At 36.2% G+C, this 12970-nt stretch carries 9 protein-coding genes; 2 read left to right on the forward strand and 7 right to left on the reverse strand.

Annotation, left to right across the window (positions count from 1 at the left end):
* Positions 1 to 21: 21 nt before the first annotated feature.
* From malQ to hpf, 5 genes are all read right to left on the reverse strand, one after another.
* Positions 22 to 1641, reverse strand: coding sequence for a 4-alpha-glucanotransferase (gene malQ / locus WMO14_RS09650; protein WP_349153739.1), 1620 nt, complete (start codon positions 1639 to 1641; stop codon positions 22 to 24).
* Positions 1642 to 1683: 42 nt separating this feature from the next.
* Positions 1684 to 2160: a chemotaxis protein CheW gene (locus WMO14_RS09655; RefSeq protein ID WP_022503047.1), complete on the reverse strand. Its 477-nt coding sequence runs from the start codon at positions 2158 to 2160 to the stop codon at positions 1684 to 1686.
* Between the two features lie 57 nt (positions 2161 to 2217).
* Positions 2218 to 3342 (reverse strand): peptide chain release factor 2, encoded by a 1125-nt coding sequence (prfB, locus tag WMO14_RS09660; RefSeq protein WP_022503048.1) that lies wholly within the window; start codon positions 3340 to 3342, stop codon positions 2218 to 2220.
* Between the two features lie 310 nt (positions 3343 to 3652).
* Positions 3653 to 6220, reverse strand: a complete 2568-nt coding sequence (gene secA, locus WMO14_RS09665; RefSeq protein WP_055177274.1) for a preprotein translocase subunit SecA — start codon at positions 6218 to 6220, stop codon at positions 3653 to 3655.
* Positions 6221 to 6526: 306 nt separating this feature from the next.
* Positions 6527 to 7057: a ribosome hibernation-promoting factor, HPF/YfiA family gene (gene hpf / locus WMO14_RS09670; RefSeq protein ID WP_022503050.1), complete on the reverse strand. Its 531-nt coding sequence runs from the start codon at positions 7055 to 7057 to the stop codon at positions 6527 to 6529.
* Between the two features lie 632 nt (positions 7058 to 7689).
* On the opposite strand from hpf, the gene ymfI reads away from it, so the two are divergent.
* Complete coding sequence (ymfI, locus tag WMO14_RS09675) at positions 7690 to 8430, forward strand: elongation factor P 5-aminopentanone reductase (RefSeq protein WP_349153740.1); 741 nt, start codon at positions 7690 to 7692, stop codon at positions 8428 to 8430.
* A 21-nt stretch (positions 8431 to 8451) separates the two neighbouring features.
* Here the strand turns inward: ymfI and WMO14_RS09680 are convergent, their stop codons facing one another.
* On the reverse strand, positions 8452 to 9618 hold the full coding sequence (locus WMO14_RS09680; RefSeq protein WP_022503052.1) for a cation diffusion facilitator family transporter: 1167 nt from the start codon (positions 9616 to 9618) through the stop codon (positions 8452 to 8454).
* Positions 9619 to 9931: 313 nt separating this feature from the next.
* On the opposite strand from WMO14_RS09680, the gene WMO14_RS09685 reads away from it, so the two are divergent.
* The gene (locus WMO14_RS09685) at positions 9932 to 11422 is read left to right on the forward strand and encodes a serine hydrolase domain-containing protein (protein WP_349153741.1); all 1491 of its coding nucleotides are present in this window, start codon (positions 9932 to 9934) and stop codon (positions 11420 to 11422) included.
* 209 nt (positions 11423 to 11631) lie between these two features.
* Here WMO14_RS09685 and WMO14_RS09690 read toward each other — a convergent pair whose 3' ends face one another.
* Positions 11632 to 12801, reverse strand: coding sequence for a glycosyltransferase family protein (locus tag WMO14_RS09690; protein WP_070101794.1), 1170 nt, complete (start codon positions 12799 to 12801; stop codon positions 11632 to 11634).
* Between the last annotated feature and the right edge of the window lie 169 nt (positions 12802 to 12970).

The raw sequence follows: 12970 nt of genomic DNA on the forward strand, positions 1-12970 counted from the left end.
AAATAGTACCTTAGTACCACATCAGTTTCTTTCTCTGTCGAATACACTTGCCAGATATCTCATTGCATTAAGATGATCCCAGTTAAGCTGCCCTTTCTGCATACGCCATTTCCAGTTATTACCAAAGCTTGATGGGAAGTTCATTCTTGCTGAATTATCAAGCTTTAATATATCTTGAACAGCAAATATTGTAAGCACAGCAACACTTGAATATGCAGCTCTGAACACCATATCTACCATTCTGTACTTATCCCTTGTATCAAGATAATCAAATGCATAACCTAACTCGCCATCATTTCTGTCATTAAAAAATCCAAGAAGTGTTTCATTGTCGTGTGTTCCACCGTAGCATACACAATTATTAGTGTAATTATATGGAAGATGTGGATTCTTTCTGTCGCCACCAAATGCGAATTCAAGCACCTTCATTCCCGGATAATTATTATCCTTTAATATCTGGTCAACCTCCGGCATACATACTCCAAGATCCTCTGCTATTATCTTCTTATCGCCGATTGATTCATTAATAGCATCAAGAAGCTTCTGCCCTGGTCCCTGCTCATATGAGCCCTGTCTTGCATCAGGCATTTCATATGGAATAGTATAATATTTAATAATACCAAGAAAATGGTCTATTCTTATAATATCATACAGGCGTGCAGAATTAGCCATTCTCATTCTCCACCATCCAAAATCACTGTTCTCCATCTTAGCCCAGTCATATAATGGATTGCCCCACTTCTGACCCATATCTGAAAATGCATCTGGTGGAACTCCTGCTACCTTTACCGGTGTGAGATTCTCATCAAGTTGGAATTCTGCCTGATTGGCCCATACATCAACACTGTCGTAGCCCATATATATAGGTATATCGCCAATTATCTCAATTCCGTTAGAATTAGCATATGCCTTTAACTTACCCCACTGTGTATAGAACTCATACTGGATAAAATTCCAAAATCCTATATCATCAGAAAGTTCGTCCTCATATCTTTGCATAGCCTCTGGTTCTCTGAACTTAATATCCCTGTCCCATTCTCCCCATGCTTTCTGGTTAAAATACTCTTTCAAAGACATAAACATTGCGTAATCCTTAAGCCAATATGCATTATCCTTAACAAAATTATCAAAACGCTTGTAAAGTGGAAGTCCCTTATCAAGGGTAAGCTTTGCTGAAACACATTTTCCCTTAAAACGCTCATATGCTTTTCTAAGTACATTAAATCTTTCATTATACATTTTCTCATAACTTACATATCGGTCATCACCAAGATAGCCGTCATGGTTGACTGGATATCGGTTATTGACCGCATCATCTTCTGACACCTCAACCGGTATTATTCCATCTCCCCAGTCAACTGCTATAACCTCTGATTTAAGAAGAAGTCCTTCTTCTATCAGCATATCCAGATCGACAAAATAAGGATTACCCGCAAACGCCGAATATGGCTGATAAGGACTGTCACCGTATGTTGTTGGTCCTACCGGAAGTACCTGCCAGTATTTATGATTGCTGTCCCTTACAAAATCCACAAACTCATAGGCATCTTTTCCTAATGTTCCTATTCCATAAGGTGATGGAAGCGAACTGATTGCCATAAGAATACCTGCATTTCTTTTAAATACATTGCTATTACCCATATACACTCCTTCTCGCTATACACTTAATTAACAGTTACTGTATTAGTCGTTCCTGCTCATCTGTTCAGCAAATTCCCTAACGCCCTGTGCTTCATCCTCTGATAATATCTTGTTAATATCAAGAAGAATAACTAAATCACCATCTACACTTGCAACTCTGTCAAGGTATTCTGTTTCCTCATTCTTAGCAAGTCTTGGCATATCAACAATCTTCTCTGCGTTAAGTTCACCAATTTCAAGAACCTCATCAACCTCAAGTGCTATCTTCATATCCGGAAGATTAACGATAACTGTATTATTACCCTTAGATTCAGCGGTATCATCCATAGAGAACTTCTTCTTAAGACTCATTACTGGTATTACTTCTCCTCTAAGATTAACAATTCCACTTATGTACTTCATAGCATTAGGAACTGGAACAACATCTACCTGTCTTTCAATTGACTGAACGAGGTTAATATCCACTCCAAACTTCTGACCTCCAAGTGTAAATACTACCGGTCTGATATAATCTGCCATAATTACTCCTTTCTTAATGCCACTGCATTTTATAGTTATTATAAATTAATTATCTCATTATTCTTCATCAGCTTTCTTTCCTGTCGATATCCAGTTAAGATATGCGTTAATAAATGGATCTATATTGCCATCTAACACACTTGCTGCATTACCAATATCTTTATTAGTTCTATGATCTTTTACCATTGTGTATGGCTGTAATACATAACTTCTTATCTGATTGCCAAAATTAATATCTTTAACATCACCTCTTATATCTGATGACTTCTGTGCATTTTCTTCCTGCTTCATCATATAAAGCTTTGCCTTTAACATCTGCATTGCCTTATCTTTATTCTGGTGCTGTGATCTCTCATTCTGGCACTGTACAACTATTCCTGTTGGAAGATGTGTAATTCTGATTGCTGATGATGTCTTGTTGATATGCTGTCCACCCGCTCCACTTGAACGATATGTATCAATTCTTAAATCATCATCATTAATCTGTATATCAATATCCTCATCTATATCAGGCATTACATCACACGATACGAAAGATGTCTGTCTCTTTCCGGCCGCATTAAATGGAGATATTCTTACAAGCCTGTGAACCCCATGTTCTGACTTAAGATGTCCATATGCATTATCTCCTGAAATCTCTATAGTAACAGACTTTATTCCAGCCTCATCGCCTTCAAGATAATCAATTGTCTGCGTTGAATAGCCGTGCTTTTCTGCCCATCGCGTATACATTCTAAAAAGCATCTGACACCAGTCACAGCTCTCTGTTCCGCCTGCTCCGGCATGTAATGTAAGTATTGCATTACATTTATCATATTCTCCTGAAAGAAGTGTCTCTGTCCTTATTGAGTCCATTTTCTCCTCGAATACAGTTATCTCATCTTCTATCTCAGAAATTAATGAGTCGTCCTGCATTTCATCTGCCATCTCAATAAGTGTATTAATATCCTCAAGCCCTGACTTTAAGCTGTTATAACCTTCAAATGAGTCCTTTAAAGTCTTAAGCTCTTTCATAGCCTTATTGGATTTATCTGGATCGTCCCAAAATCCGGGTGCTTCCATATCTGCTTCCAGTTCTTCTATTCTTTTCTTCTTACTGTCAAGGTCGAGCGACTGTTTTATATTCTCAATCTGTGCATCATACCCTGAAATCCTATATTTAAACTGATCTAATTCTACCACTATATACCTCTTTTATTAACTTACTTATTCTCTTATTAACGCTCTTGTTCACAGGCTCATTGCTATCCGTATATAATTACAAATCACCATTCTATATTAAGGTCCTATATTAAAAAAGGAGCTGCACACTATGTTAAACATTCCAAGTATTATGATTAAGTGTCAAAGCCTTAACTCTTTTAATATATTAACATAATATATTAACACTTACATCATATTATAATACCACAAAATGTCATATTCGCATAGTGTGACAGCCCCAATCCGTCAAATATTATAATCTATAAATTACTATATCACTTCCCGGACATTATGCCTGACGTCCACAACAATTCTTATACTTCTTCCCACTTCCACAAGGGCAGAGGTCATTAGGATAAATCTTCTTATCTGTACGTCTTACAGGTCCTTTTACAGAAGGTCCTTCGTCTTTGTTAGTGCCTGTAACTTTAGCTACCTGCTCTCTTTCAACCTTTTCTTCTACCTGAATGTGCATAAGAAGTCTTACTGTATCTTCTGTAATAGCTCTTGTCATCTCATCAAACATATCATATCCCATCATCTTATACTGTACAACAGGATCTTTCTGTCCATATGCCTGAAGTCCAATTCCCTGCTTAAGCTGATCCATATCATCAATATGATCCATCCATTTTCTATCAATAACCTTAAGAAGAACAACTCGTTCAATCTCTCTTATTGTCTCTGGTTCTGGGAATAAAGCTTCCTTATCTTCATAGAATTTAACAGCTTTCTCTTTCAATGCATGAATAAGTTCATTCTTGTTCTTTATATTCTCATCATACGCAACTGGTGCTATAGGTATAGTTGGAAGTAAAAGCTCGTTAATCTCATCATAATTCCACTCATCAGCACTCTTATCTTCGCTGACACTTCTATTAACAACGCCCTCAACGAAATCAGTTATCATCTTCATAATTGAGTTACGCATACTCTCGCCATTAAGAACTCTCTTTCTCTCGGCGTACATAATCTCTCTCTGTTCATTCATTACCTGATCATATTCAAGCAAATGTAATCTTATTCCGTAGTTGTTAGTCTCAATCTTCTTCTGTGCTGTCTCAATAGCATTACTTAACAACTTATGCTCAATCTGGTCATTCTCACCAACACCTAATCTGTTAAATGTATTCATAAGAGTCTCCTGAGCGAATAATCTCATAAGATTATCTTCAAGAGATATATAAAATCTTGATTCACCTGGGTCACCCTGACGACCTGCACGACCTCTTAACTGATTATCAATTCGTCTTGACTCGTGTCTTTCTGTACCAATAATCTTAAGTCCTCCTGCCGCTCTTGCTTCCTCATCAAGCTTAATATCAGTACCACGTCCTGCCATATTAGTAGCTATTGTTACAGCTCCGTGCTTACCTGCATCGGCTACAATCTGAGCCTCAAGCTCGTGATACTTGGCATTAAGTACATTATGAGGTATTCCTCTTTTTCTAAGCATTTCACTTAAAAGTTCTGATGTATCAATTGTTATTGTACCAACAAGTACAGGCTGTCCTTTTTCGTGTGCCGCAACAACTTCTTCTACAACAGCATTGAACTTGCCCTTCATAGTCTTAAATACAGCATCATTATGGTCAATTCTTGCTATTGGCTTATTAGTAGGGACTTCTACAACGTCCATATTGTATATTCCCCTGAATTCCTTCTCTTCTGTAAGAGCAGTACCTGTCATACCAGCTTTCTTATCAAACTTATTAAAGAAATTCTGGAATGTAATAGTTGCAAGTGTCTTACTCTCTCTCTTAACCTTAACGTGTTCCTTAGCTTCAATAGCCTGATGAAGACCATCTGAATAACGACGTCCTGGCATAATACGTCCTGTAAATTCATCTACAATAAGAACTTCATCATCTTTGACAACATAATCCTTATCCCTGAACATAAGATAATGTGCTCTTAATGCAAGTGTTACATTGTGCTGTATTTCAAGGTTCTCAATATCAGCATAGTTATCAATATGGAAGAACTGTTCAACCTTATGGACACCCTGTTCTGTAAGATTAACAACCTTATCCTTCTCATTAACGATAAAGTCACCATCTTCCTCTATCTCTTCCTGCATCATAACCTGCATCTTAGTACGTTCACCATGGTAAGTACCCTTTACAAGCTGTCTTGCAAGTACATCACAAAGTTCATATAACTTAGTTGACTTGCCGCTCTGTCCTGAAATAATAAGAGGTGTACGTGCCTCATCAATAAGTACTGAATCGACCTCATCGATAATACAGTAATGAAGGTCACGGAGTACAAGCTGCTCCTTATATATAGCCATATTATCCCTAAGATAATCAAATCCAAGTTCATTATTAGTAACATATGTAATATCACTTGCATATGCCGCTCTTCTTTCATCATCTTTCATATCGTGAAGAACTATACCTACTGAAAGTCCAAGGAAATTGTGTACCTGTCCCATCCATTCAGCATCACGCTTAGCAAGATAATCATTAACTGTAACTACTAATACTCCCTTTTCTTCAAGTGCATTAAGATATGCCGGAAGTGTACATACAAGTGTCTTACCTTCACCTGTACGCATCTCTGCAATACGTCCCTGATGAAGAATAATACCACCGATAATCTGTACTCTGTAATGTTCCATCCCAAGAACTCTCTTGGCAGCTTCTCTTACAGTTGCATATGCTTCCGGAAGCAAATCATTCAAAGTCTCGCCTTTAGATAATCTTTCCTTGAATTCTTTAGTCTTTCCTTTAAGCTGTTCATCGCTTAACTTACCATATTCTTCCCTATAGCTTTCTACTTTATCAGCAATAGGATAAATTCTCTTTAACTCATGTTGACTATGTGTTCCGAATATTTTCTGAACTAAACCCATTACATACTCTCCTTACTTTACCTTTTCCACATTACGAAAAGCTGAAATTATTGTAATTGTATCACCATTTATATAATTAGGCAAGCATCACCCATAACAAGAAAGAAGTGCAGATATACTAAGATACTGCACTTCTTTTAGATAATCTTTAATTAATTAAATTACTATAAACATATACCTTATAATTAATGTAAATTCATCAACTATATCTAATATAGTACATTACATATAATTCATTAATCACACCATAAAGACTTGAATATAATTATATAAATCAACTATAATTCATAATCAGCTGCATTATAATTAGTCAAGTTCTGGCTCTATAAGACCATATGTATTGCCTTTTCTCTTGTATACAACATTAACTTCTTCTGTCTCTGAGTTGAAGAATACATAGAAATTATGACCTAATAATTCCATCTGGACACATGCCTCTTCAGGATCCATTGGTTTGATACCAAATCTCTTAGTTCTTATAATCTTAACCTCATCTGTTGGCTCATATTCATTCTCTACATATTCCTTGGCAAATGCGGCTTCATTATGATGCTTATCTACAATCTTGTTCTTATACTTCTTTAACTGTCTCTCAATTACTTCCTCAACAAGATCTATAGACACATACATATCACTGCTTACCTGTTCACTTCTTATAATGTTACCTTTAACAGGTATTGTAACTTCTATCTTCTGCCTTTCTTTCTCAACACTTAATGTTACATTGACTTCTGTCTCTGGTGCAAAAAATCTATCCAGCTTACCTAACTTTTCCTCCACTGCTGATCTTAAACCATCTGTTACATCAATATTTCTTCCTGTAATAATAAAACGCATGATGTCCAACTCCTTCTATCACTTTATTATCGTGTTGCCTGATCAAGGAATGTTGCCAATTCAATTGTGCTTCATTGTGCTTCACGACTTTTGATAATGTTATTATAACACAATTTCACATTTAGACAAGTAAGTTCACACAATTTACAGATATTTTATTAATTTAGTAGTCAAAGAGCCGTGAACCCCCTGTAATACTGGCATTTCAAATGTCAAGCACTAATACTGGTATTTTTTTAACAATTTAAAATTTTGTATAATTGAACAAAACATTTATTCTATTATCCACGATATAATCCACAGTGTTTATCCCCATATCAAATTGTGGATAATGTGGATAACTCGGTGTATAACTATTTTTCTAAGCAATTCCACACTTTTTATCTGTGGATAACTTCTTGATTATCTGTCAATTTGTGTCGAATAACTTTCTGAGTTTTTTGTAAGCATTTACAAATTTAGTAAGTATGCACAAATCATTAAATGTCAAGCTTGCCCAATGTATTTTTTTGATATAGAATGATAAATATAGTATATGCTCACATTTGCATTATTATGTTTAAATATCAGATTATTCTGACACAATAAGTGCTGATGTGTGCAAAAATCATTCATAGAAATGAGGATTTATTATGGAAACTAATGTATCCACTGTCATAGTGGTAACCGGTGCTTCACGCGGAATTGGCAAAGCTATTGCTTTAAGCCTAGCAGCACCTGATACAGCACTTATTATCAATTGTTCCAAAAGTGCTGGCAGGCTTGAACTTGTCAAAGAAGAAATTATTAAAAAGGGAGCATTGTGTGAAACCTTTGTCGGGGACGTCAGCAATTATTCAACAGTTAATGAAATGTTTGACCTTGCCATAAGCATTTATGGAAAAGTAAATGTTCTTATTAATAATGCAGGAATTGCATCTATAGAACTATTTCAGGATATGACACCTGATATGTGGAATAATATAATGTCTGTCAATCTCAATTCTGTATACAACTGCTGCCATTTTGCAGTGCAGGATATGTTAAGACGTCATTGCGGAAAAATCATCAACATATCATCAGTGTGGGGCTTGTATGGTGCAAGCTGTGAAGTCGCCTACTCTGCTACCAAAGGGGCAATCAATTCTTTTACCAAAGCTTTAGCTAAAGAACTTGCGCCAAGTAACATACAGGTTAATGCAATAGCCTGTGGAGCTATAGACACTGAGATGAATGGACATTTAAGCCCTGAGGAGCTTCAAGAATTAGCAGAAGAAATTCCTTGTGGAACACTTGGCTCACCTTATGGGGTTGCCAATCTTGCAAAGCTTATTTTAAACTCCGACAACTACCTTACCGGACAGATAATACAATATGATGGAGGCTGGATATAATCCCAGTCTCCATCATTAATTTCAGAACATTTTCTTATCAACCTGTATTACTGCTCTCCAGTTCTCGTGCTTATCGCGGAGTGCATCTTTTATCCTGCTAACTATCTCATCGTCTTTCATATCAAATCCAAATGGAACTAACACATCAAATATAAGATTAGTTATATGTGGTCCTTTTATTGTTCTGAAATCATGCATGCTTATATCCGGTGATATATCATCAATTATCTCCTGAACAACCGCTTTCTGTTCATTAATAACCTCATCATCTGTTATTACAGGATCCATATGTATGCTTATAAAACAACCCATTCGTTTTTCTATGCGGCGTTCTGCCATATCCACACAGTCGTGTGCCACAAGAATATCCATATCTGCCGGAACTTCTGCGTGTACTGATACGAATACTCTTCCCGGTCCATAATTATGAACGATTAAATCGTGGACACCTATGATATGTTCGTCCTCTAATATTAATCTTTCCAGCTCCTTTACGAATTCCTTTGATGGCGGCTGGCCAAGAAGTGGCGAAAGCGTTTCTTTAGCTGCTTTAAATCCTGCTATTATTACAAATAATGCGACAAACGCTCCTGCATAGCCATCGATATCTACATTGGAAAACTGTGTAATAAGCACGCCGAACAATACAACGGTAGTGCTTATGCAATCTGATAAGCTGTCTGTTGCTGTGGCTTTCATTGCCGCAGAATCTACTTTATCTCCAAGCCGTTTGTTAAATTTAGCCATCCACATTTTTAAAAGAATAGAAAAAATCAGTATTATAATTGAAATAAAGCTGAATTCCAGAGGCTGTGGATTGAATATTTTCTCAACTGAGCTTCTTAACAGCTCAACACCCATTACAATAATGAGCATTGATACAATAAAGCCTGATATATACTCTATTCTTCCGTGCCCATATGGATGTTCCGAGTCCGCCGGCTTGGATGCAAGCTTAAAGCCCGCAAGTGTTACTATTGATGAACCTGCATCTGATAAGTTATTAATTGCATCTGCCATAATTGACAATGATGATGTAAGAAATCCAGCCGTAAGCTTTGTAAGAAATAGTACAATATTACATATAATTCCAACAATCCCTGCAAATATTCCATACTCCAGCCTTACTTTGGGATTTTTCGTATCTTTATAATTCTTAACAAATATTCTGCATAATACATTAATCAACTCAGTTCCCCCTTTTTTATAAATCTACATAATAACTTAAATAACAATTTAAACAATAATAATCCGTATACTATTACATTTTCTTAATATTACTATCCTTCCTGTGAATTTATACTACATTCTATACCTCAATAATTCCTTACATTATATATGATTTGAATACATTTTTGAAGTTAAATTTTGAAAAATTATATTATCATATAGACAGCTGATACATTTTTGACACTCTCATATTTGTATTGTAATATATATTATATTAAGCTTATTAATGAACGAACACTTGTAAAATAATTAACCAACGGAGGATTTAATTATGCAGACTAAATTTAATTATGTTAAACCAAGCGAATGTAATATCGACTACCACAATCTTATTAATTATGCAAAACGTCTTGAAAATCAGGATATTCCTATGCACAGCCTTATAATTATGCGTGGAAACAATATATGTATGGAAAGCTATTACAAGCCTTACGACAACAATTCACTTCACCGTATGTTTTCTATGACAAAGTCTTTAGTATCTTTGGGCATTGGCTGTCTGTATGGCGAACACAAGTTATCATTAGATGACCATATTGTTGATTATTTTAAAGATAAACTTCCCCAAAATGGAGCTTATGATTATATGAAAATGCTTACTATAAGGGATATGCTTACTATGAGAACGTGCCACGACAGCACCACTTATAAAACTGCTGGCATAACCGACTGGGTGGGCTCATTCTTTACAGTCAAGCCTGTTCACGCACCTGGCACACAATTCTCTTATGACACTTCATCAACTCACGTTCTTGGTGCTCTTATCGAAAGACTATCTGGAATGAGACTTATTGACTATCTTAAAGAAAAGTTCCTTAATGAACTGGGATTTTCTGAAGATACATTTATTCTTCCTGACCCTTGTGGAATTCCTATGGGCGGTTCTGGAATATGTGCAAGACCTGTTGATATGCTTAAAATAATCTATCTTATATCTAAAGATGGTGTATACAACGACAAGCAGCTTATTCCAGCAGATTACATCAAAGCCGCAAGAATGAAGCAGAGCGATCCTTATGGAAAGAGCGGTACCTTGGAGGAAATGCAGGGTTATGGTTATCAGATATGGATCACACGCAACGGCGGATATGCCCTCTATGGTATGGCGGGACAGCTTGCGCTTTATGTTCCTGATAAGGACATCTATATGGTAACAACCGCTGATACCCTTGGACGTCAAGGCGGCGTACAGTGCATATATGATGCCTTCTGGGAAGAAATCTATAATAAAATCGATGACGAAACATCTGTTAATAACGAAACTGATGCACAGCTTGCAGAATACAATACCTTTATTAACAGCCGTGAATTGTTCTGCCTTAAGGACAGCACTGCTTCCTCATATGAGAATTTAATCAATAATGTTACATATGTATGTGATGAAAATGTATGTAACATGACCGCTGTAAAAGTTACAATTCATAATGCAGACAATGCCAGCACGGACACTAATAACACTACCAGAAAATGGGGAACAATAACCTATACTAACGAAACAGGCACACATAGCATTGACTTTGGATTTGGTTATAACATCGTATCTGAATTTCCTATATACAATTTCAGATGTGCTGCTTCTGCTGTTTGGAAATGTGACAATAACCTTCTTATTAAAATACAGATTATAGACTCTGCTATTGGCAACCTCTATATATCTTTATCTTATAAGGATAATTATGCTTCTGTATTCTTAAAGAAATATGAAGAAACATTTTTCAATGAATTCAATGGTGTGTTTGGTGCAATCAGAAGCCTACAGTAACCTGATTGAATATTATTACAGTAACATAACTAACGAATCATATAATAAAATGACATAGCGGCAGTGATTTATTAGTTCACTGCTTCTATGTCATTCTTATTACAATCTTTAATTATTATAATACCAGTGGCGGTATTTCTTTTTAACTATCACATCATATTATAATGATAATACTCACGCCTTACCGCAATCGTGATAATCACATTTTATTAATAATTTACTATATCAAGAATTGTGGCAATTCTCTGTATATAACTGTGCTTTTGTTTAACTATGTTATAGCCGTTGAGTGCAATCAGTCTGCGCTCATCTTCGTGTGCCAGATAATATTCCGCTTTACGGCAGCAGTCATTAATGTCCTCATAGTACACGATATCTTTTCCATTTTCAAAATAATCCGGGAGTTCCACCTGAAAATTCGTAAGCAGAAAACCTCCTGCTCCTAATATGTCCCACACTCTTAATGGTATGCCCGTCCTTATATTTCTTATTGTCATATTAAGATTAATTCTCGAATTGTTAAATACAAGTGGCATATGTGTCATATAAGCTACTGCACCCCTGTAGTCAACGCCTTCCAGCTTACTGTCAATCGTGTCTGTATACAAGGCAGTATTATGACCCCTTAACGTCTTTGACAACCTGTTAAGCGTACTTACACGTTCTATATTAGCAAGCTTAAAGCCCAGAAATGTAGACTCAAACACAAGCCGTATATCAGAAAATGCCCTGTCCCCCTGCCTGAAATCTATTATCTCCGACAATTCCTTTAATATATCTACTGTCAGCAAATCGTCTATTATGTTATCCCCATATATATTAAGCTGTGCAAGCATTGCCGCATCAAAATACCCCTTCATATATGGCGGCAGTTTATCTTTAATATCATCATAGGAATTCTTATGATACATACTTCCAACGAATGAAACATCAGCCGCAAACCTCTGCCGATCTTCTTTGCTCTGCCGACCAATCAGCTTATCAAGCCTTTCTGTATTAACAGCAAGCGGAAGATAGTATACATTTCGGACACCCATCTGCTTTAATTCATAATAAAAGAACTTATCAAATATAAATATATAATTACACGAATTAAATACAGACTGGTGATAAAGAGATATAAGTGGACTGTCTACTGTCCATGCAATATACTTCTTTCCAAGCTTTTCACATACATCTGATATATGCGGAAAGTAGTTAAGAGAAAATACTATATCATATTCTGAAATCACATCTGATATCTCTTTCATATCGTGTTCTTTATAGCCTGTGATACTGTTACTGTTGACAGGCTTTTCTTCATACATATCAACGGTATGTCCGAAATATTCAAACGCTTCGGCTACATCGCTTTGATTGTATACTTTCCATTTGTACATTAGGATTTTCAAATTGGGGGTCACCTGCTTTTCTTTTAATTTGTGGGAGTACTTTACAAAACTTTTGTGGTGGCGGTGGTGGACGGACGTTGTGCGGCATTAATATATTACCGCTGGGCACGCTCCCGCTACTTGAAGCCGCAGCGGACACTAAGCGGCTAAAGGACAG

Origin of the sequence: Lachnospira rogosae (ex Hitch et al. 2025), assembly GCF_040096455.1 — a bacterium.
Taxonomy (GTDB): domain Bacteria; phylum Bacillota; class Clostridia; order Lachnospirales; family Lachnospiraceae; genus Lachnospira; species Lachnospira rogosae.